Below are 19,715 nucleotides of genomic sequence, written 5' to 3' on the forward strand. Positions count from 1 at the left end.
TCGTGATCGAATCGCACAAACCGTGCAATAGCTCCTATCGCCCTGTGTGCCATAAATGCAAGGCGACTTGGTTTCGCTGGGTTGGCAAGGCAAGCCGTCGTTCAACGACGGCTTTATTCGTGCAATGTCTTGACGAGGACTTAGGCTTCGCGATCCAGCCTGGCACCAGCCCGGCGGTGATGTCGAGGAGCCCGAGGAAACGTCGCGCGGTGATGCGCGCAGATGAGGGAGCAGTCGTGAGCGAGAGCAGCAAGCCCGGTGCCGCCGATCAGGTGCGTGCGATCGAATGGCGTGAAGACAGCATGTCGACGCAGTTCGCCAACGTCGTGAACGTGCAGGGCACCCGCGAGCAGGTGGATCTGTTCTTCGGCACCAACCGGACCTGGAACCTCGCCGAGACCGAGAGCGTGGTGGTCGATCTCTCGAACCGCGTGATCCTCACGCCGCTCGCGGCCAAGCGTCTCCACTCCGTCCTCGGCGGCGTGCTGACCGAGTACGAGAACCGGCACGGGCGCCTCGACCTCGACGCCTGACCATCCGGCTCCGCCGCCGCGCCGAACGGCGTGGCGGTGCAGCCCTTTCCCTAACAAGACCCTGAGCGCCGTCATTCAAGGAATCCGGGGGCCATGAGCGAGCGTTTGGCGGTGGAGGGCTCGTCCGCGGCGGGTGTGTCCGCAGCGGGCGCGGCCGCGCGCCTCTCACTGCTGGAGCCGGCCCTGTGGCAGGTGCTCCGGACCTCCCACACGCTTCAGACGGCGGCGGAAGCGTGGCTCACGCTCCAGGCGCCGATGCTCGGCGCCCCGAGGGCCTGCGTCCTGCTTCCCGGCACGTCGGTGGGGCTCGCCCCGCTCGCCGTGTTCCCGGCTCAGTCCGAGTGCGAAGCCGGCCTGCGCGAGACCGCTGAGGCCGCCTTTCGCGAGAACCGCCCGGTCGTACAGGCGATGGCGGAGGCCGGGCCGCATCCGGGTGCCGCGCCGCAGGGGCCGGGGGCGTGGATCGCGCTGCCGCTGGTTCTGGACGACGCGTGCTTCGCCGTCACCGCCTTCGCCCTCGACAGCCTCGACAAGGACGAGCTGCGCGCCGCGATCCGTCAGGTGCAGTGGGGCAGTGCGTGGCTCGTCGCCAAGCAGGCCGAGCTGGTTGGGCGGGGCGAGCGCCGGACGCTGGCCCGCTCGCGCTCCGTTCTCGACCTGCTCGCCGGGGTGCTCGAGCAATCGCGCTTCTCCGCCGCCTGCACCGCCGCGGTGACGGACCTCGCCATCGCCTTTTCCTGCCAGCGCGCGGCGATCGGCTTCGTGCGGCGCGGCAGCGCCCGGATCACGGCGATCTCGCACTCGGCGCAGTTCGGCCGCGAGATGAACCTCGTGCGCCGCCTCGGCGCCTGCATGAACGAGGCGATCGACCAGCGCAGCCTGATCCTATTCCCGCCGCCCGAGAACGAAGCCACCGTCACGACGGCGCATGCCGACCTCGCCCGCCTGCAATATGGCGGCCGGGTGCTGACCGTGCCGATGCTCGTCGACGACCGCTTCGTCGGTGCCATCACTCTGGAGCGGCCCGCCGACCAGCCGTTCAGCCTGGAGACCGTGGAGCAGGTCGGCGCCTGCGCCGCCGCCATCGGCCCGGTTCTGGAAGACAAGCGGCAGAACGACCGCTGGCTGGTGCTGAAGGCCACCGACGCGGTGATGAACGGCGCGCGGCTGATCTTCGGCCCGAACCATACCGGGCTCAAGCTCGGCCTCGCCGCGACGCTGGCGGTGGTCCTGGCGCTCTCGGTGATCAAGATCGATTACCGCGTGACCGCCGATGCCCGCGTCGAGGGCCTCGTGCGCCGTTCCGTCGTCGCCTCCTACGACGGCTATCTCAAGACCGCGGGGCACCGCGCCGGCGACACGGTGCGCAAGGGCGATCTCCTCGCCGCCCTGGAAGACCGCGATCTCGCCCTGGAGCGCCTGCGCTGGGTCACCGAACGCCAGCAGCGCACCTACGAGTACGACAAGGCGCTCGCCACCCGGCAGCCCGCCACGATCAACGTGGTGAAGAGCCAGATCGACCAGGCCGACGCGCAGATCCGCCTGCTCGACGAGCAGATCGCCCGCTCGAAATTCACCGCGCCCTTCGACGGCTTGATCGTCTCCGGCGATCTCTCGCAATCCATCGGCGGCGCCATCAGCCGCGGACAGGTGCTGTTCGAGATCGCCCCGCTCGACAGCTACCGCGTCGTCCTCAGCGTGGACGAGCGCCTGATCGCCGACCTGCGCGAGGGCCAGACCGGGCACGTGCTCGCGACCTCCCTGCCCGACCAGCCGCAGGTGCTGACGATCCAGACCATCACCCCCGTGGCCGAGGCCAAGAACGGCCGCAACCTGTTCCGGGTCGAGGGCCGGATCGAGGACGGCGCCACACGGCTGCGGCCGGGCATGGAGGGCATCGCCAAGGTCGATGTCGACCGGCGGCTGCTCGCCTGGGTCTGGGCCCGGCCGATCGTCGATTGGGTGCGCCTCGCCCTCTGGCACTGGTGGCCGTGAGGGGTTGAGGCATGTCCCAGTCCCTGTTCAGCCAATCGTGGTACCGCGTGGCGGCCCTGCGCCCGCGCCTGCGCCGCCACGCCGAGATCCACCGGCAGAGCTTTCGCGGCGAGGTCTGGTACGTCCTTCAGGATCACCAGACCGGGCGCTTCCACCGCCTCTCGCCGGCCGCCAACCTGATCCTCTGCATGATGGACGGGCGCCGCACCCTGCACGAGGTATGGGAGGCGGCCGCGCGCCGCAACGAGGATGACCCGCCGACCCAGGACGACACGATCCGCCTGATCTCGCAGCTCCACGGCTCGGACCTGCTCCAGGGCGACCTGCCTCCCGATCTCGCCGAACTCGCCGAGCGCTCGGAATCGACCGCGCGCCGCACCCTGATCGCCCGGGTGAAGAACCCGCTGGCCCTGCGCTTCCCGCTCTTCGACCCCGATCCGTTGCTCGACCGGCTCGCGCCTTACTTCCGGCCGCTCTTCTCGGTCTGGGGGCTCGCGGTCTGGCTCGCAGTGGTGATCTCCGGCCTCGTCGTGGCCGGACTGCACGCGGGGGAGCTGACGGGCGACGTCGCGGGCCAGATGCTCTCGGCGCAGAACGTCGCGCTGATGATGTGCCTGTACCCGGTCATCAAGGCCCTGCACGAAGCGGGGCATGCCTGCGCCGCCAAGGCCTGGGGCGGCGAGGTGCACGAGGTCGGCATCATGCTGCTCGTGATGTTCCCGGCGCCCTACGTCGATGCCTCGACCTCCGCCGCCTTCCCCAGCAAGTGGCAGCGGATGATGGTGGCGGCAGGCGGCATCTTCGTCGAGCTGTTCCTGGCGGGCCTCGCCGCCATCGTCTGGGCCACGGCCGAGCCGGGCCTCGTGCGCGCGGCGGCCTTCAACGTGATGGTGATCGGCAGCGTCTCGACGCTGCTGTTCAACGGCAACCCGCTGCTGCGCTTCGACGGCTACTACATCTTCGCCGACCTCATCGAGATCCCGAATCTCGGCTCGCGGGCCAACCGCTACGTCTTCTACCTGATCGAGCGCTACGCGCTGAAGATCGAGGGCGCGAAGAGTCCGGTGACGGCGGACGGCGAGCGGCCCTGGCTGTTCGTCTACGCGGTGGCCGCCTTCGTCTACCGCACCACCGTCTCGATCGCGATCGCCAGCTTCATCGCGACGCAGTACTTCGTCTTCGGCGTGCTGCTGGCCGGGCTCGCCCTGTTCGGCACCGTCGTCTCGCCCCTCGTGAAGGGGCTCAAGTTCATCCTCACGGATCCGAAGCTGAACCGGCGCCGGAGCCGCGCCGTGACCCTCACGAGCGTCGCCACGGGTGCGATCCTTGCCCTGCTGTTCGTGGTGCCCCTGCCCTATACGACAATGGCCCAGGGCGTCGTCTGGGCGCCCGACGACACGCAGATCCGCACCAAGACCGACGGCATCCTGACCACGCTGCTGGTGGAGCCCGGCCGCGACGCGCAGGCCGGCGAGGCCCTGGCGACGCTCGAAGACCCGAGCCTCGACAGCCGCGTCGCGGTGCTGGAGGCGCAGCTCGCCGAACTGCGCCTGCGCTACGACGCCGCCCGGCTCGGCGACCGGGTGCAGGCGCAGATCCTCCAGGAGCAGATCGCCAGCACGCAGGAGATCCTGCGGGTCTACCGCGAGCGGCAGGCCGGCCTCATCGTGCGGGCGTCCCAGGCCGGCCGGCTGATCGTGCCGGGTGCCGTCGATCTGCCGGGGCGGTATCTGCGCCGGGGCGAACGCATCGGCTACGTGCTCACCGCCGACGACCCCGTGGTGCGGGTGGTGGTGCCGCAGACGGATGTGGACCTGATCCGCAGCCGGACGCAGGGCGTCGCCGCGCGGCTGGCCGAGAAGCCCGAGGAAGTGCGCGCCGGCTCGATCCTGCGCGAGGTGCCCGGCGCGCAGCAGGAGATCCCGAGTCTCGCCCTCGCGACGCAGGGCGGCGGCATCATCGCCGTGGACGCCAGCAACCCGCAGAAGCCGGTGGCGCTCCAGAGCATCTTCGTCTTCGACGTCCAGCTCGCTGGCGGCCTCCCCTTCAACGTGCTCGGCGAACGGGTCTATATCCGGTTCGATCACGGGGCGGAGCCGATCGCGTGGCGCGCGCTGCGCAGCCTGCGGCAGGTGTTCCTGAGCCAGTTCCGTGTCTGACCCCCTCGCCCTTTCCGCCGGCTCGGCGCCCGGAACCGCCTTCCGCGTGCCGCCGGCCCGCGCCTATTCCGAGCGCAGACCGCTCAAGGCGAGCCGGCTCGATCAGGCCGCCGCGCGGGTGATCGGCCGCGTGCGCGTCGGGCTCGCCGGCTGGGCCGCCCGCCGCTACGCGCGGATCGCCCGCGCCGCCCTGGCGCAGGCCGAGGACATCGCCGAGCTGTCCGAAGAGGCGCTGCACTTCCGCATTCGGGCGATCACCGGCACTCTGCGCGCCCGGAAAACCTTTCGCGACGCCGACATCGCGGAGGCCTTCGCGCTGATCCGCGAGATGTCGGGACGGGTGAAGGGGCAGCGCCATTACGGCGTGCAGATGATGGGTGCTGCCGCCATCCTCGACGGGCGCGTCGCCCAGATGGCCACCGGCGAGGGCAAGACCCTCACGGCGACGCTGGCCGCAGGCGCGGCGGCGCTGGCCGGCCTTCCGGTCCACGTCGTCACGGTCAACGACTACCTCGCCGAGCGCGACGCCGAGGAGATGCGTCCGCTCTACGCCGCGCTGGGTCTGACGGTCGGCGTCATCAAGGAGAAGCAGGAGCAGCCGGAGCGGGCGCAGGCCTACGGCTGCCACATCACCTACTGCACCAACAAGGACCTCGCCTTCGACTACCTGCGCGACCGCATCGCACTGGGCCAGCGCGCCAGCGACGTACGCCTCAAGCTCGAAAGCCTTCACGCGAGTGCGAGCCGGCTCGCCCAGCTCCGCCTGCGCGGACTGCACTTCGCCATCGTCGACGAGGCCGACAGCGTGCTGATCGACGAGGCGCGCACGCCGCTCATCATCTCGGCCCCGGCCGGCTCGCAGTTCGGCACGGAGGTGCTCGCCCGCGCCATGGAGATCGCCGCGGAGTTGAAGAACCCCGAGGATTACGGGATCGAGGCGGCCGAGCACCGGATCATCCTCACCGATGCCGGCCGCGAGCGGATCACGGGTCTCGCCACGAGCGACGGGCGCAGCGAGGCCTCGGCCTGGCGCGGGCGCGTCACACGCGAGGGGCTGGTGCGCCAAGCGCTCTCGGCCCTGCACCTGTTCCACCGGGACGAGCACTACATCCTGCGCGACGGCAAGGTGGTGATCGTCGATGCCAATACCGGCCGGGTGATGCCGGACCGGAGCTGGAGCGACGGCCTGCACCAGATGGTCGAGCACAAGGAGGGCTGCGAACTCTCCGGCGCCCGCTCGACGCTGGCCCGCATGACCTACCAGCGCTTCTTCCGCCGGTATCCCCGGCTCGCGGGTATGACCGGCACGACCCGCGGCGTCGCCGCCGAATTCTGGACGGTCTATCGGCTGCCGGTGGTGCGCATCCCGACGCACCGGCCGGTGCAGCGGCGCCACCTGCCCGACGAGGTGCTTCCCGACGAGGCGGCGAAATGGCGACGGGTGACGGCGCGCATCGCCAAACTCCATGCGAAGGGCTGCCCCGTTCTGGTCGGCACCCGCTCGGTGGGGGCCTCCGTGCGGGCGAGCGCATATCTCACGGAAGCCGGACTGCCGCACACGGTGCTCAGCGCCGCCCAGGATGGGCAGGAGGCGGCCATCGTGGCGCAGGCCGGGCAGCGCGGCCGCATCACGGTGGCGACGAACATGGCCGGGCGCGGCACCGACATCAAGCTCGGCCCTGGCGTGGCCGAAAGCGGCGGCCTGCACGTCATCATGGTCGAACGGCAGGACGCGCAGCGCATCGACGACCAACTCGCCGGCCGCAGCGGGCGCCAGGGCGAGCCGGGCTGTTTCCAGGCGATCCTCTCCCTCGACGATCCGCTGCTGGATGGCAGCGTCATCAGCCGCGGGCTCGCCCGCCGCATCATGGCGCTGCTCGGCCCCGAGCGGGGCCGGGTCTTCGGCGCGCGCCTGCTGCGCCACGCGCAGTGGCGCACCGAGCGGCTGCACGGGCGCATGCGCGCCGACCTGCTGCAATCCGACCAGATGCAGGACCGTATTCTGGCTTTTGCCGGCCATGCCGAGTGAGGACTGTTTCGCGATGACCCTTCAGGCTGGAACGCGGCAAGCCCGGATCTGCGCGGCGCTCGCCGCCCTCTTCCTCTCCGCCTGCGCAGCGAGCGCCCAGGACACCCGCGTCGATTGCGTGGTGGAGCCGGCGCAGAAATTGAAGATCGGTTCGGCCACGCTCGGCATCCTCAAGAGCGTGCCGGTCAACCGGGGCGCGGCGGTCAAGGCCGGCGACATCATCGCCCAGCTCGATTCGAGCGTGGAAGAGGCCAACGTCGCCCTGTCGCGGGCGCAGGCGGAATCGACCGCCGGCATCGAGGCGCAACAGACCCGCGTCGAGCTCTACAAGCGCCGCCTCGAACGCCAGAACCAGCTTTCGAAGGGGATCGTCACTCAGGAGAAGCTCGATCAGGTCGAGGCCGATTACGAGATCGGCCGGCGCGACCTCCAGACCGAGATTCTCAAGCACAAGCTCAACGGCATCGAACTCAAGCGCGCCGAGGCGCAGCTCGAATTGCGGATGATCCGCAGCCCGATCCGCGGCATCGTCACCGAGCGGCTGATGTCGGCGGGCGAGTTCGTGCGCCAGGACAGTGCTATCTTCACCCTGGTCCAACTCGATCCGCTCTACGTCGAGGCCTACCTGCCGGTCTCCCGCTGGAAGGAGATCGCGCTCGGCATGCCGGCGACCGTCGTGCTCGATCAGCCGATCGGCGGCGCCTACGAGGCCAAGGTCAGCGTGGTCGACCAAGTCTTCGACGCGGCGAGCGGCACCTTCGGCGTGCGCCTCGAACTGCCGAACCCGGACTTCAAGCTGCCCGGCGGCCAGCGCTGCAAGGTCGCCTTCCCGCTTCCCCCCGCCGGCCCGCTCGCGACCGCCCTGCCCCCCGACACCAAGTAGGCCGCGAATCGGGGACCGGTTGCCCGACGCGATGGACCTTTGCCCGCCATCGACGTATTGCGCTGCACGATGGAGCGGACGGCGACACGGATGCTGACGGTGGGACTCGCGGCGCTTGGCGCCGCCGTGCCGCCCGCCGACGCGGGCAGCGCGCGGGCGCAAGCGGCCGGAACCGCCGAGACAGGCCGGGAGGCCCAGGATGGGTCCGAGGCACGCGCCTTGATCGAAACGCTGAGCGCCCGCCTTCTCGCCGCGCCGAGCGCCACCGCCGTTCTCGAAGCGTGGTGCGCGGAGCGCGGGCTCAGCCCCGATCCGCGGATCGTCGCCGTGCGCGTCCCCGGCCCGGACAAGCCCCCCGGCGCGGCCCGGCGCGAGCGGCTGGCCGTTGGCCCGGACGAGCCCGTGCGCTACCGCCGGGTGCGGCTCACCTGCGGCACCCATGTCCTGTCCGAGGCCGACAACTGGTATGTTCCGAACCGCCTGACGCCCGCGATGAACGCGGCGCTGGACGGCACGCAGGCTCCCTTCGGCCACGTCGTGCGCCCGCTGGGTCCAAGCCGGCGCAACCGGTCGCTGACGATGCTGTGGCGGCCCGAATCCGGCGGCGTGCCGGGGCCCGGTGAGCCGCTGTTTTCCGTCGAGGCGGTGCTGACGGCGGGCGGCGTGCCATTCTGCGAAGTCGCCGAGACCTATACCGGAGCCGTGCTCATTCAGGGCGAGCGCTGACGCGACGCCCGGCTGGAGCATCGTCCCGAAAGGTGGGTGCCGGCTTTCGAAAAAAAGATGATGCGAAAACAGGAGCCTCAAGCATCGTCCTGGATCAGGTATCCAGGACGATGCTTTGGATCCCGGTTTGTCCCATCCGTCATCGCGCGGACGCGAAGTGATCCGGAACCGCGACCGTTCCGGAGAGATCGGTGCGTTGGACGGCTTTGCCTCGCAGTGACGGGATCAAGGTTCGTTGGTCAAAAGTCCTGATCGGCCCGGCGGCCCTCGCGGGCGAGGCGCAGCAGGTTCTGGCCATAGCTGGTCTTGGCGAACAGCTCGCCGCGGGCCTGCAACTGCTCGCGGCCGATGAAGCCCTGGAGGTAGGCGATCTCTTCGAGGCAGGCGACCTGAAGGCCCTGCCGACGCTGCAGCACGCGCACGAACTCGCCCGCTTCCAGCAAGCTGTCATGCGTGCCGGTGTCGAGCCACGCGTAGCCGCGGCTCATCCGCTCGACATGGAGCTGGCCGCGTTCGAGATAGGCCTGATTGACGGATGTGATCTCGAGTTCGCCCCGGTCGGAGGGCTTCACCTCCGCGGCGATGTCGAGCACTTGGTTGTCGTAGAAGTACAGCCCCGTCACCGCCCAGGGGCTTTCGGGGGTCTTGGGCTTCTCCACCAGCCGCAAGGGCCGGCCGGACTCGTCGAGGGTGACGACGCCGTAGGCCTCCGGATGATCGACGTGGTAGGCGAACACCGTCGCCCCGCTCTTGCGGGTGCGGGCCTTGGCGAGCAGGTCGCTCATGCCGTTGCCGAAGAACAGGTTGTCGCCGAGCACCAGCGCCACGTCGTCGGTGCCGACGAAATCGCGGCCGATGATGAAGGCCTGGGCCAGCCCCTCGGGCCGCGGCTGCACCGCGTAGGAGAAGGTCAGGCCGAATTGCTCGCCGGTGCCGAGCAGGCGTTGGTAGTTGCCGAGGTGCTCAGGCGAGGAAATGATCAGGATCTCGCGGATGCCGGCCAGCATCAGCACCGAGATCGGGTAGTAGATCATCGGCTTGTCGTAGACCGGCAGCAGCTGCTTGTTGATCGCCAGCGTGGCCGGGTGGAGCCTTGTGCCGGAGCCGCCGGCGAGCACGATGCCCTTCATGCGAAATACGTCCTGATCAGTGGGAGCGAGCCGGCCCGACCAGCCGGTCGAGGATGTCGTCGAGCGCCTGCTCCCACGAGCGCGGCGCGAGTCCGTAGGCGTCGGTCAGGCTCTGGGTGGAGAGGCGCGAGTTCACCGGACGCCGGGCCGGCGTCGGGTAGGCCGAACTCGGGATGCCCTCGACCGGCACCGAGCGACCGCCGCGCCGGGCCGACCCCGCAACGATCGCGCGGGCGAAGTCGCACCACGTCGTCGCGCCGTCGTTGACGCAGTGAAAAGTGCCGGTCGGCGCGGCCTCGTCGCCCGCCAGCCGCAGGGCGATCGTGGCGAGCGCGTGCGCGAGATCGGCCGCGGAGGTCGGGCAGCCGTGCTGGTCATCGACAACGGCGAGTTTGTCCCGCTCGCCCGAGAGCCGCAGCATCGTCTTCACGAAGTTGCCCCGGTGCGGGCTCACCACCCAGGCGGTGCGGACGATGGCATGGCGCGGATTGGCGCTTCGCACCGCCATCTCGCCGGCAGCCTTGCTGGCGCCGTAGACGCTTCTCGGGTTCACCGGCGCATCGGGGGCGTAGAAGCCCTCGCCCGCCCCATCGAACACGTAGTCGGTCGAGACGTGGACGAGCGGGATGGCCCGCCGCTTCGTCTCGGCCGCGAGGATGGCCGGGGCCAGCGCGTTGAGGCGCCATGCGGCCGCGACCTCGCTCTCGGCCTTGTCGACGGCGGTGTAGGCGGCCGTGTTGATCACCGCCGCATAGGCGCGCGCATCGAGCGCGGCGGCCATGGCGGCCTCGTCGGTGATGTCGAGGCTCTGGCGGTCGGGTGCGTGGACCTGCATGCCGTCCGGCCAGGACAAGGCCTGAAGCTCCGTGCCGACCTGGCCGGCGCCGCCGAGGATCAGGATGTCCATGTTCAGGCGCTCTTGGGCGCGAGGCCGAGGCGCTCGCCGGAATAGCGGCCCTCGCGGATCGGGCGCCACCACGCCTCGTTGTCGAGGTACCAGCGCACGGTCTCCGTCAGCGCCTCCTCGAACACCTTGGTCGGCTGCCAGCCGACTTCACGTTCGGCTTTCGACGGGTCGATCGCGTAGCGGCGGTCATGGCCGGGCCGGTCGGCGACGAAGGTGATCAGGCGCTCGTGCGGGCCGTTCTCGGGCTTGAGTTGGTCGAAGGCGGCGCAGAGGGCCTTCACCACGGCGAGGTTGTTGCGCACCGAGCGCCCGCCCAGCAGGTAGGTCTCGCCGAGCCGGCCGCGCTCCAGCACCGCGACGAGGCCGCGGGCATGGTCCTCGACATGGATCCAGTCGCGCTCGTTCAGCCCGTCGCCGTAGACCGGGAGCGGCTTGCCCTCGAGGGCGGCCAGAATCATCAGCGGGATCAGCTTCTCGGGGAAGTGGCGCGGGCCGTAATTGTTCGAGCAGTTGGTGACGAGCACCGGCAGGCCGTAGGTCTCGTGCCAGGCCCGGGCGAGATGGTCGGAGGCCGCTTTTGATGCCGAGTAGGGCGAGCGCGGATCGTAGCGGCTCTCCTCGGTGAAGAACGCGTCCGGCGGCAGCGAGCCGTAGACCTCGTCGGTCGAGACGTGGAGGAAGCGGAACGTCGCCTTCGCCTCACCGGAGAGGCTCTCCCAGTGGGTGCGGGCGCCGTCGAGCATCACCTGGGTGCCGATCACGTTGGTGCGCACGAAGGCGCCCGGATCGGTGATCGAGCGATCGACATGGCTCTCGGCGGCCAGATGCATCACCGCCTCAGGCCTGAACTCGGCGTAGAGCGCGTGGACGCGGGCCGGGTCACAGATGTCGGCCTGCTCCAGGCGATGACGCGGGTCGTCCGCCAGCGGCTGAAGCGAGATCGGGTTGGCGGCGTAGGTCATGGCATCGAGGGTCAGCACCTCGTGGCCGAGATCCTGCACCAGATGCAGCACCAGGGCGGAGCCGATGAAGCCGCAGCCGCCCGTTACCAGAATGCGCATCGATCCCAACTCCGTCCAATTCCTGTCCGCGGGGTCGGCATCCGCGGGATGGGCAAGGGCCATGCCTGGCCGCGCCTACGCCAACCTGAGGTCGAGCTCAATCCACTCGATCGAACGATCTCGATACCTTGAATCAGAACACCCGCCCGAGATCGGCCAGAAGCGGCGCGGCCTTGTCCTTGCCCGAGAGGATCGCATCCGCTTCCGCGACCGGCCACGCGATGCCGATCGCCGGATCGTTCCAGCGCAGGTTCCGGTCGTCGGCCGGACTGTAATAGGCGTCGACCTTGTAGGCGACCATGGTGTCCGGCTCCAGGGTGCAGAAGCCGTGGGCAAAGCCGGCGGGCACGAAGAGCTGCTCACCGCCCGTTGCATCGAGCCGCACGGCGACGTGGCGGCCGTAGCTCGGGGAGTCGGAGCGCAGATCGACGGCGACATCGAGGATCGCCCCGGCCAGCACCCGGATCAGCTTGGCCTGGGCGTTGGGCGCGACCTGGAAGTGCAGGCCCCGGATCGTGCCCGCGGGCGCGGAGAAGGATTGGTTGTCCTGCACGAAGGCGTTGGCGATCCCGTGCTCCGACAGGATGTCGGCGCGGTAGACTTCGGAGAACCAGCCGCGATCGTCGCCGTGGCGCTTCGGGATCACCCGCTTGACCGCCGGAATGTCCGTATCGATGACCTGCATCCGCCGCTCCTGACGCGTCCGTACCGGCTCGCCGTGGGCGTAGGCCGCGTGAAGGCGGCGAAGTCAAGGCTGCATCGTCATGCGGCCTCATACCCCGCTCCTTGCGTAACCCCGGCGGCCTGACTACCGCTCGCCCCGGCCGGCGGTCACTGTCCGGCGAGGAGGGAAGCTCGAATGACGACGCCGCGTGCCAACCGTTCACGCCATCGCCCGACGCATGTCTTCGCCGCGGCGCTGCTGCTCGCCGTGTCCGGCACAGGCGCTCTGGCGCAAAAGGCCTCGGACCTCTCCGGCATCTGGCAGACGGAGACGGCGGGCTCGACCGTGCGCATCGCCCGTTGCGGCGGCGGCTATTGTGGCGTGATCGCCTCGACCGCCGGGGCCGGCCTCGACGCGCAGAACCCCGATCCGGCGCTGCGCTCGCGCAAGCTCGTCGGCGTGCAGATCATGCAGGCCGGAACCCCGAGCGGCGACGGCTTCGAGGGCAGCCTCTATAATCCGAAGGACGGCAAGACCTATTCGGGCAGCGTGACGCCGAAGGGGCCCGACACCATCGAGGTGGCGGGCTGCGTGCTCAGCGTTCTGTGCAAGCGCCAAACCTGGCGGCGGGTCCGGTAAGCGAAACCCCGCTTCCCCGGCTCAGTGATCCGCGCTTCCGGGCGCGGAGTCCATCGCACCATCGACGAGCGCGGCCTTCTCGGCCGGCGGCTCGGCGCTCGCCATGGCCTTCGTCTCCAGAAGGTGCTGCAGGCGGGCGGCGAGCTGCTTGTCGAGGTGGCGGGCGTAGGCTCCCTTGAAGTAGCGGGCGCCGGTGCCGCGGCCGTAGATCCGGTCGTGGGCGACCGCCATGCGATCGACCTCCGGGCGGCACAGGAAGCCGGTCACTCCGGCCGCCTCGTACCAACGCCCGTCCCGTGCGAGCCGCATCGCCTTCGGATTGGAGATCACGGTTTCGGCGAAGCACGCCGTCGCCGCTTCCTCGAGCGGTGCCAGCACCGTGTGCTCGGAGCCGGCCACATGCTGCCGGGCCGGACGCGCCTCGGCCGCGGGGCCGAGCAGGACGAAGGCAAGACCAACGAACGGCACGGCTCTCATCACGGCTCTCATGGGGCGCCTCGAACGCGTATGGAACGCCACCAGTGTTCGCCGAAGATCATGCCGGATCTAGGGCGAAAACCGGTCGCCCATGCCGCAGCGCGGAACAAATCCGAACCTGTCGCCGGACCGCCACAGGGCGACCCATGCGACCCCCTCCGCACCGACGCAGCCTGAACGGCGAGTTCATCCGCGCCGCATCGCGTTCCAACTGCCGCTGCAACTGATCGGGCCGTCGCCGAGGGTCGACCAGCGGCCGGTGCCGGTCCCATCGGACGACAACCGTCCGAACACCTGCGCGGCGTTGCTGCCGCGGGAGATGGTGCCGCGCACCGTCCCGTTCGTCGCGACGCGCCCGCTGATCCCGACCTCGCCGCCGCCGTAGACGGCCTCGCCCCGTTGAATCTGGATACCGTAGCGATAGGCCCGGTCACAGGGTCCTTCGAGGGTCACGACCTCGATGCTCCAGCGGCCATCGTAGCGGTGCGGCACCTGCACCTTGCGCTTGGCCGCCTCCGATGTCCCGGCGCTCCCCATGGCGACGGCGAAGGTGGCGACGGCAAGGATCGGAAGGCGCATGGGGATAAAGTCCGACTGAGGGAATGGGGCCGTGTCGGCCCGTTTCAGTCGGAAGATCGTCTTGCGTCCCGCAGTGTCAAGGTTGCTCACGAGGCCTTGAGCGTCAGCCCCTCGCGCGCTCGGCCGCCTCCCGCAGGAGCGCCAAAAGATCGCAACCGGCGAACAGGAAGCCTCCCACGCCCGCTTGGCGCAGAGCCTCCGCCTCGGCGGGTTTGCCGGCGAGGTAGATCGTACCGGCGCCGGCCGCCTTCAGCGCCTCGGCCACGGGCCCGGCCTCGGTCTGGTAGACGGTGTCGGACGAGCATAGGCAGGCGATCCGCGCGCCCGACGCCTTGAAGGCATCGGCCAGGGCCTGCCTGTCGGAGAAGCCGTCATTGCCGATGGCCTCGATGCCGCCCGCGGCGAAGGCGTTGGCGGCGAAGGTCGAGCGGGCATTGTGGACCGCCACGGGACCGAGATTGGCCAGGAAGACCGCCGGACGCCTGCCCGTCTGCGCGAGGACGGCGTCGGAGGCGTCGCGCAGAGCCTCGTAGGGTTCGGCGAGGCGTTGCGAGGGCAAGGCCCCCTCCGGGCAAGCGGCGGGGTTCGGCGCCATATCGAGCACCGTCACCGGCTTCTCGGCGAGGAAGGGGAACTCGCTGGCGCCGGTCAACGGCTCCTTGCGGGTCGCGACCGCCCGTGCCCGCGCCTGGGCCACCGCCGCGATCCGACCTGCGAAGGCGCCGGCCTCCAGGCTCGCGGCAATCCCGCCCTCCCGCTCGATCTCCTGGAAGGCCGCCCAGGCCTTCTCGGTCAGTTCGGCGGTCAGCGCCTCGAAGCCGCCCGCGCCGGCCGCCGGATCGGAGACCTTGGCGAGGTTCGATTCCTCGATCAGCACGATCTGGCTGTTGCGCACCACCCGCCGGGCAAAGGCGTCGGGCAGGCCGAGCGCCAGGGTGTAGGGCAGCGCGGTCACCGAATCCGCCCCGCCGAGGCCGGCGGAGGCCGAGGCCATGGTGGTGCGCAGGATGTTCACGAAGGGGTCGCGGCGGCTCATCATCCGCCACGCGGTCTCGGCCAGGACCCGAAGCGGCTTCGGCTCGAGGCCGCAGGCCTGCTCGACCCGGGCCCAGAGCCGCCGGATCGCCCGGAACTTGGCGATGGTCAGGAATTCATCGGCATCCGCCACGAGGAGGACCGCGATCTGGTCGCGCGCGAGCGCCAGATCGTGGCCGCCGGCCTCCAGCGCCCGCAGATAGGCGACTGCCGTCGCGAGCACGGCGGCCAGTTCCTGCACCTCGCTCGCCCCCGCCTCATGATAGGGCCGGGCATCGGCCAAGGCCGCGCGCCCGCGCATGCCGGCGAAGGCGGTGACGGTCTCGGAGAGGCGCGCCTCCCATCCCTGGTCGAGCCGGCCGGTGGCGGCGCGGGTGCCGATCGGGTCGAGGCCGAGATCGAGGTCGAGCGCGGACGGGTCGTCGCCGCGGCGCTCGATCAGCTGTTTGAGAAGCGCCGCCGTCTCGAATCCGGCCGGACCGGCATCGAGCCGCAGGGCGATGAGCGGCAGCATCACGCCCTTCAGTGCCGCGTCCAGCGTATCGACGGACGAGAGATCGAGGCCGAAGCCGCGGGCGGCGGGGGCGTCGCGGTGGACGAGGACCAGCGCATCGGCACCACCTTCGAGGTCGGCCAGTGCCTGTGTCCCGGCCTTCTCGGCGTCGGGATGGTCGATGCGCTGCGCCAGACGCCAGGGGCCGGGCGACCGCACCGGCTGGGCCACCGCAGAGGCCGGCTCGTAGAAGGGCTCGATGCGCAGGCCGTCGGCGGTCTTCGCAACGAGGCGCTTCTCGAAGTCGGCTCCCTTCAATGCGGCCTCGACCGCTTGGCGCCAGCGCTCGCGGGTGGCGGGCTCGAACAATTCGGCGAGCGGACGATCTTCCATCTTGGGCGAGACCTTGACGATTCGGCGTTTCCCGACCGCTTCTTGAGAGAGCGGCGACTTGGCCGCAAGCCCTCGCACGGGGTGCGGGCAGGCGACAACCGACTTTAGTCCAGGTTGCCGCCCCCGCCTCGTTCAAAATCCTGAAGGGTCAGCTAAAAAGAATCAGTCCGGCAAAGCCGAGCGAGCCGACGATGATGCGCCACCACGCGAACAGCCAGAAGCCGTGGCGGGAGACGTAGTCGAGCACCGTGCGCACCACGATCAAGGCCGAGATGAAGGCCGCGACGAAGCCGATGACGATCAGCAGCGCGTCGTTCGAGGAAAGGTTCTTGTAGTTGTCGAGAAGGTCCTTGGCGAAGGCCCCGGCCATGGTCGGCATGGCGAGGTAGAACGAGAACTCGGTGGCCGAGCGCTTGCTTGCCCCCATCAGCATCGCGCCGACGATGGTGGCACCGGAGCGCGACACGCCGGGAATCATCGCGATGCACTGGAACAGGCCGATCTTGAGCGCCATCGGCAGGCTGAACTCGAACACGTCGGTCTTGCGCGGATGCTCGGTCGGCCCGTCGCCGGGGGCGGTCTTCGGCTCGCCGACCGTGTCGTCGATGACGAGCAGCACGATGCCGCCGGCCACCAGCGTGGCGCAGACGATCCACGGGTTGAACAGATAAAGTTTGATGTATTTCGAGAACAGGCCGCCGACGATCGCGGCGGGCAGGAAGGCGATGAGGATGGCGAGCACGAAGCGGCGCGCCCGCGGATCGTTCGGCAGTGCGGTGGCAATGTTCCACAGCCGGCCGAAATAGACGAACAGGATCGCCAGGATCGCGCCGAGTTGGATCAGCACCTCGAAGGTGTTGTTGGGCGAGTGGAAGCCGATGAAGTGGCCAATGAGGAGCTGATGCCCGGTCGAGGAGACCGGGATGAACTCGGTGGCGCCTTCCACCACGGCGAGCACGAGCGCCTTCGCGATCAGGACGAGATCCATAAGCCTGCCATTCCCCACGCCGATGTGCCGACAACAGGGCGCGGCAGACGACGGCGATGCGGCAGCTTTGCGGCGGCAGGGTTGACGGGCGGTTACCGGGTTGCAGCGCGTTTGTTAATGAGGTGGCAACGTTGGAGAAATAATCCTGGCGTGTCGCCCCAATTTCGCCCGTGCGACACGGTCTGCCCCAGGGCTCTGCCTTCTTTCCGCTGAACCACGGCCTCGATGGCGACGCTCTATCACTCCCCGTTCTGCCCGAACTCGCGCTTCATCCGCCTCGTCCTGGCCGAGATGGGGATGGAGCCGACCCTCGTCGAGGAACGGGCCTGGGAGCGCCGCCGCGACTTCCTCATCGTCAACCCGGCCGGCACCACGCCGGTGCTGGTGGAGCAGACCGGGCTCGCCATTCCCGGCGCGGGCGTGATCGCGGAATATCTCGACGAGACGCGGGGGCTCGGCCTCGCCGGACGGCGGCTTTTGCCCGACACCACCCAGGCGCGGGTGGAGGTGCGGCGCCTGCTCGACTGGTTCCTCGTCAAGTTCAACAACGAGGTGACCGAGTATCTCGTCACCGAGAAGATCGACAAGCGCTTCATGCCCTCCGCCGCCGGAGGCGGCCCGCCGGACATGAACGCCATTCGTGCGGCGCGCACCAACGTGCGCTATCACCTCCAATATGTCGGCTACCTGATCGGGCAGCGCCGCTGGCTGGCGGGCAACGACCTGACCTATGCCGACCTCGCGGCGGCGGCCCACCTTTCCTGCGTGGACTATCTCGGCGACGTGCCATGGGACGAGGACGAGATGGCGAAGGACTGGTACGCGCGGGTGAAATCCCGCCCGTCCTTCCGCGCGCTGCTGGCCGACCGGGCACCGGGGATGCCGGCGGCCGCCCACTACACGGATCTGGATTTCTGAAGCCCGAAAAGGCCGTTCTCACGGGCCGCGCCCTGCGCGAGACCATCGAGGCGCGCGCGCGCCGTCTCGGCTTCGGGGCGTTCCGCGTCACCCGCCCCGATGCCGTGCCGGACTTGCGTGAGCGCTTGCCGGCATGGCTCGCGGCGGGCCATCACGGCACGATGGACTGGATGGAGGAGCGGGCCGACCAGCGCGCCGCGCCCTCCGCCCTTTGGGCCGAGACCCGCAGCATCGTCATGCTCGGCATGAATGCGGGCCCGGAGCGCGACCCCCTCGAACTCGTGCGGCTGAAGGATCGCGCCGCCATCGCCGCCTACGCGCAACGGCGCGACTATCACGACGTCATCAAGGGCAAGCTGAAGGAACTCGGCGGCTTCCTCTCCGCCCGCTCCGGCCAGCCGGTAAAAGTCTTCGTCGATACCGCGCCGGTCATGGAGAAGCCGCTGGCCCAGGCCGCAGGGCTCGGCTGGCAGGGCAAGCACACGGTGCTGATCTCGCGCGAGCACGGCAACTGGCTGATGCTCGGAGCGATCTTCGCCCGTGCCGAACTCGAGCCCGACGCGCCCGAGACCGACCATTGCGGCTCCTGCCGCCGCTGCCTCGACATCTGCCCGACGGATGCGTTCCCGGCCCCTTACCAGCTCGATGCGCGCCGCTGCATCGCCTACCTCACCATCGAGCATCAGGGCCCGATCCCCGCCGAATATCGCGAACAGATCGGCAACCGGGTGTTCGGCTGCGACGACTGCCTCGCGGTCTGCCCCTGGAACAAGTTCGCGGTTGCGGCGCGGGAGACCCGCATGGCCGCCCGCGACGATCTCGCCGCGCCGCCGCTCGCCGAACTCGCCCGCCTCGACGATGCGGGGTTTCGCGCCCGCTTTGCCGGCACGCCGATCAAGCGGACCGGGCGAGACCGCTTCCTGCGCAACGTGCTGATCGCCATCGGCAATTCCGGCGACGTCACGCTTGCCGCGGAGGCGGTGGCCTGCCTCGCCGAGCCGGATCCGGTGGTGCGCGGTGCCGCCGTCTGGGCCTGCGGACGGTTGCTGCCGCGGGAGCGGCTGCACGAACTCTTCGCCGCCCATGGACACGGGGAAACGGAGGCGCATGTGAGGGAGGAATGGCGTGAGGCCGCCGCCCTCCCTATGGAAGCGGACGGCCTACGGGAGACCTGACATCGCATGAACCTGTTCGTCTTCGGCCTCGGCTTCTCCGCCCGGCATTTTGCCGAGCGTGAACGGGCGCGCTTCAACGCTGTGCGGGCGACGGTGACCGAGCCCGAGCGGGCCCGAAACCTCGCCGCCGAGACCGGGTTCACCCTGCGTTCGTTCGGGCCGGACACGGACGATCCCCGTATCGCCGGCGACCTTGCCGACACCGATGTCCTGCTGATCTCCGCCCCGCCGGGCCGGGACGGCGACACCGTGCTCGCCCGCTACCGCGACGCCATCGCGAAAAGCCGCATCGGTTGGATCGGCTATCTCTCGACCATCGGCGTCTACGGCGACCAAGGGGGTGACTGGATCGACGAGACGACGCCCGCCACCCCGAAGAGCGCCCGCTCGCGCGACCGCCTCGCCGTCGAGAATGCGTGGCTCGCGCTGGGCGCTGAGACCGGCAAGGCGGTGCAGGTGTTTCGCCTCTCGGGCATCTACGGCCCCGGCCGCAACCCGATCGTGAAGCTGCGCGACGGCCGCACCCAGCGCATCGTCAAGCCCGGGCAGGTGTTCAACCGCATCCACGTCGCCGACATCGCCGCGACGCTGGCCGCCTCGATCGAGCACCCGCGGGGGGGCGCGGTCTACAACGTCACCGACGACGAGCCCGCCCCGCCGCAGACGGTGACCGAGCACGCCGCAGCGCTCACCGGACTGCCCCTGCCGCCGGAAATCGATTTCGAGACCGCCGATCTCAGCCCGATGGCGCGCAGCTTCTACGGCGAGAACAAGCGGGTGCGTAACCGCTTGATCCGCGAGGAACTGGGCGTACAGCTTGCCTTCCCGACCTATCGCGAAGGGTTGGCCGCGCTGGTCTCCGACGCAGGCCGGTAGGCGTCCCGTCGCGCAGCCTCCCGAGAGCTGGCCACGCATGTTCGGGACGAGGCTC

At 69.8% G+C, this 19,715-nt stretch carries 18 protein-coding genes; 10 read left to right on the forward strand and 8 right to left on the reverse strand.

All coding sequences use genetic code 11. The annotated features are described in order from the left end of the window. Window positions 1-236: 236 nt before the first annotated feature. The 6 genes from E4V01_RS00585 to E4V01_RS00610 all read left to right on the forward strand — a co-directional run bounded on the left by E4V01_RS00585 (window position 237) and on the right by E4V01_RS00610 (window position 8,325). Window positions 237-533: a DUF3467 domain-containing protein gene (locus tag E4V01_RS00585; protein ID WP_003606160.1), complete on the forward strand. Its 297-nt coding sequence runs from the start codon at window positions 237-239 to the stop codon at window positions 531-533. A gap of 93 nt (window positions 534-626) precedes the next feature. Further along, window positions 627-2,528: an efflux RND transporter periplasmic adaptor subunit gene (locus tag E4V01_RS00590; RefSeq protein ID WP_135297046.1), complete on the forward strand. Its 1,902-nt coding sequence runs from the start codon at window positions 627-629 to the stop codon at window positions 2,526-2,528. A gap of 11 nt (window positions 2,529-2,539) precedes the next feature. Continuing rightward, on the forward strand, window positions 2,540-4,687 hold the full coding sequence (locus E4V01_RS00595; RefSeq protein WP_135297047.1) for a PqqD family peptide modification chaperone: 2,148 nt from the start codon (window positions 2,540-2,542) through the stop codon (window positions 4,685-4,687). After that, window positions 4,680-6,716: a preprotein translocase subunit SecA gene (locus E4V01_RS00600; protein WP_135297048.1), complete on the forward strand. Its 2,037-nt coding sequence runs from the start codon at window positions 4,680-4,682 to the stop codon at window positions 6,714-6,716. The genes E4V01_RS00595 and E4V01_RS00600 overlap by 8 nt, the downstream gene beginning before the upstream one ends. 13 nt (window positions 6,717-6,729) lie before the next feature. Continuing rightward, on the forward strand, window positions 6,730-7,599 hold the full coding sequence (locus E4V01_RS00605; RefSeq protein WP_060769902.1) for an efflux RND transporter periplasmic adaptor subunit: 870 nt from the start codon (window positions 6,730-6,732) through the stop codon (window positions 7,597-7,599). Between the two features lie 69 nt (window positions 7,600-7,668). Next, complete coding sequence (locus tag E4V01_RS00610; protein ID WP_193763126.1) at window positions 7,669-8,325, forward strand: hypothetical protein; 657 nt, start codon at window positions 7,669-7,671, stop codon at window positions 8,323-8,325. A 239-nt stretch (window positions 8,326-8,564) separates the two neighbouring features. Here the strand turns inward: E4V01_RS00610 and rfbA are convergent, their stop codons facing one another. The 4 genes from rfbA to rfbC all read right to left on the reverse strand — a co-directional run bounded on the left by rfbA (window position 8,565) and on the right by rfbC (window position 12,108). Beyond that, the gene (gene rfbA / locus E4V01_RS00615) at window positions 8,565-9,455 is read right to left on the reverse strand and encodes a glucose-1-phosphate thymidylyltransferase RfbA (RefSeq protein ID WP_060769900.1); all 891 of its coding nucleotides are present in this window, start codon (window positions 9,453-9,455) and stop codon (window positions 8,565-8,567) included. 16 nt (window positions 9,456-9,471) lie between these two features. Then, window positions 9,472-10,362, reverse strand: coding sequence for a dTDP-4-dehydrorhamnose reductase (gene rfbD / locus E4V01_RS00620; protein ID WP_135297049.1), 891 nt, complete (start codon window positions 10,360-10,362; stop codon window positions 9,472-9,474). A gap of 2 nt (window positions 10,363-10,364) precedes the next feature. After that, window positions 10,365-11,423 carry a dTDP-glucose 4,6-dehydratase gene (rfbB, locus tag E4V01_RS00625; protein WP_135297050.1) on the reverse strand — a complete coding sequence of 353 codons (1,059 nt, stop codon included), beginning with the start codon at window positions 11,421-11,423 and terminating at the stop codon, window positions 10,365-10,367. Window positions 11,424-11,556: 133 nt separating this feature from the next. Beyond that, window positions 11,557-12,108 (reverse strand): dTDP-4-dehydrorhamnose 3,5-epimerase, encoded by a 552-nt coding sequence (rfbC, locus tag E4V01_RS00630; protein ID WP_135297051.1) that lies wholly within the window; start codon window positions 12,106-12,108, stop codon window positions 11,557-11,559. Between the two features lie 174 nt (window positions 12,109-12,282). On the opposite strand from rfbC, the gene E4V01_RS00635 reads away from it, so the two are divergent. Next, entirely contained in the window at window positions 12,283-12,726 is a 444-nt protein-coding gene (locus tag E4V01_RS00635) for a DUF2147 domain-containing protein (protein ID WP_060769896.1), read from the forward strand. Between the two features lie 21 nt (window positions 12,727-12,747). Here E4V01_RS00635 and E4V01_RS00640 read toward each other — a convergent pair whose 3' ends face one another. The 4 genes from E4V01_RS00640 to E4V01_RS00655 all read right to left on the reverse strand — a co-directional run bounded on the left by E4V01_RS00640 (window position 12,748) and on the right by E4V01_RS00655 (window position 16,691). Continuing rightward, window positions 12,748-13,215, reverse strand: coding sequence for a hypothetical protein (locus tag E4V01_RS00640; RefSeq protein ID WP_135297052.1), 468 nt, complete (start codon window positions 13,213-13,215; stop codon window positions 12,748-12,750). 174 nt (window positions 13,216-13,389) lie between these two features. Then, window positions 13,390-13,782 carry a hypothetical protein gene (locus E4V01_RS00645; RefSeq protein WP_060769894.1) on the reverse strand — a complete coding sequence of 131 codons (393 nt, stop codon included), beginning with the start codon at window positions 13,780-13,782 and terminating at the stop codon, window positions 13,390-13,392. 103 nt (window positions 13,783-13,885) lie between these two features. After that, on the reverse strand, window positions 13,886-15,703 hold the full coding sequence (locus E4V01_RS00650) for a methylmalonyl-CoA mutase family protein (protein ID WP_135297053.1): 1,818 nt from the start codon (window positions 15,701-15,703) through the stop codon (window positions 13,886-13,888). A gap of 148 nt (window positions 15,704-15,851) precedes the next feature. Continuing rightward, window positions 15,852-16,691 carry an undecaprenyl-diphosphate phosphatase gene (locus E4V01_RS00655; protein WP_135297054.1) on the reverse strand — a complete coding sequence of 280 codons (840 nt, stop codon included), beginning with the start codon at window positions 16,689-16,691 and terminating at the stop codon, window positions 15,852-15,854. Between the two features lie 225 nt (window positions 16,692-16,916). Between E4V01_RS00655 and E4V01_RS00660 the strand changes: the two genes are divergently transcribed. The 3 genes from E4V01_RS00660 to E4V01_RS00670 are packed head-to-tail and all read left to right on the forward strand — an operon-like array spanning window position 16,917 to window position 19,660. After that, a complete protein-coding gene (locus E4V01_RS00660; protein ID WP_060769891.1) occupies window positions 16,917-17,609 on the forward strand; it encodes a glutathione S-transferase family protein in 693 nt (230 codons plus the stop codon). A gap of 44 nt (window positions 17,610-17,653) precedes the next feature. Further along, the gene (gene queG, locus E4V01_RS00665) at window positions 17,654-18,784 is read left to right on the forward strand and encodes a tRNA epoxyqueuosine(34) reductase QueG (RefSeq protein WP_135297197.1); all 1,131 of its coding nucleotides are present in this window, start codon (window positions 17,654-17,656) and stop codon (window positions 18,782-18,784) included. Between the two features lie 6 nt (window positions 18,785-18,790). Then, window positions 18,791-19,660, forward strand: coding sequence for an SDR family oxidoreductase (locus tag E4V01_RS00670; RefSeq protein WP_135297055.1), 870 nt, complete (start codon window positions 18,791-18,793; stop codon window positions 19,658-19,660). Window positions 19,661-19,715: the final 55 nt, after the last annotated feature.

This window comes from Methylorubrum sp. Q1 (assembly GCF_004683995.1).
Classification (GTDB): Bacteria; Pseudomonadota; Alphaproteobacteria; order Rhizobiales; family Beijerinckiaceae; genus Methylobacterium.

What these genes read in the sequence shown, in the direction of transcription:
- E4V01_RS00595 (WP_135297047.1), top strand. Translation starts at nt 2,540, where the DNA reads ATGTCCCAGTCCCTGTTCAGCCAATCGTGGTACCGCGTGGCGGCCCTG.
- E4V01_RS00610 (WP_193763126.1), top strand. Translation starts at nt 7,669, where the DNA reads ATGGAGCGGACGGCGACACGGATGCTGACGGTGGGACTCGCGGCGCTT.
- E4V01_RS00650 (WP_135297053.1), bottom strand. Translation starts at nt 15,703, where the DNA reads ATGGAAGATCGTCCGCTCGCCGAATTGTTCGAGCCCGCCACCCGCGAG.
- E4V01_RS00605 (WP_060769902.1), top strand. Translation starts at nt 6,730, where the DNA reads ATGACCCTTCAGGCTGGAACGCGGCAAGCCCGGATCTGCGCGGCGCTC.
- rfbC (WP_135297051.1), bottom strand. Translation starts at nt 12,108, where the DNA reads ATGCAGGTCATCGATACGGACATTCCGGCGGTCAAGCGGGTGATCCCG.
- E4V01_RS00635 (WP_060769896.1), top strand. Translation starts at nt 12,283, where the DNA reads ATGACGACGCCGCGTGCCAACCGTTCACGCCATCGCCCGACGCATGTC.
- rfbB (WP_135297050.1), bottom strand. Translation starts at nt 11,423, where the DNA reads ATGCGCATTCTGGTAACGGGCGGCTGCGGCTTCATCGGCTCCGCCCTG.
- E4V01_RS00640 (WP_135297052.1), bottom strand. Translation starts at nt 13,215, where the DNA reads ATGAGAGCCGTGATGAGAGCCGTGCCGTTCGTTGGTCTTGCCTTCGTC.
- rfbA (WP_060769900.1), bottom strand. Translation starts at nt 9,455, where the DNA reads ATGAAGGGCATCGTGCTCGCCGGCGGCTCCGGCACAAGGCTCCACCCG.
- E4V01_RS00645 (WP_060769894.1), bottom strand. Translation starts at nt 13,782, where the DNA reads ATGCGCCTTCCGATCCTTGCCGTCGCCACCTTCGCCGTCGCCATGGGG.
- rfbD (WP_135297049.1), bottom strand. Translation starts at nt 10,362, where the DNA reads ATGGACATCCTGATCCTCGGCGGCGCCGGCCAGGTCGGCACGGAGCTT.
- E4V01_RS00655 (WP_135297054.1), bottom strand. Translation starts at nt 16,691, where the DNA reads ATGGATCTCGTCCTGATCGCGAAGGCGCTCGTGCTCGCCGTGGTGGAA.
- E4V01_RS00660 (WP_060769891.1), top strand. Translation starts at nt 16,917, where the DNA reads ATGGCGACGCTCTATCACTCCCCGTTCTGCCCGAACTCGCGCTTCATC.
- E4V01_RS00590 (WP_135297046.1), top strand. Translation starts at nt 627, where the DNA reads ATGAGCGAGCGTTTGGCGGTGGAGGGCTCGTCCGCGGCGGGTGTGTCC.
- E4V01_RS00670 (WP_135297055.1), top strand. Translation starts at nt 18,791, where the DNA reads ATGAACCTGTTCGTCTTCGGCCTCGGCTTCTCCGCCCGGCATTTTGCC.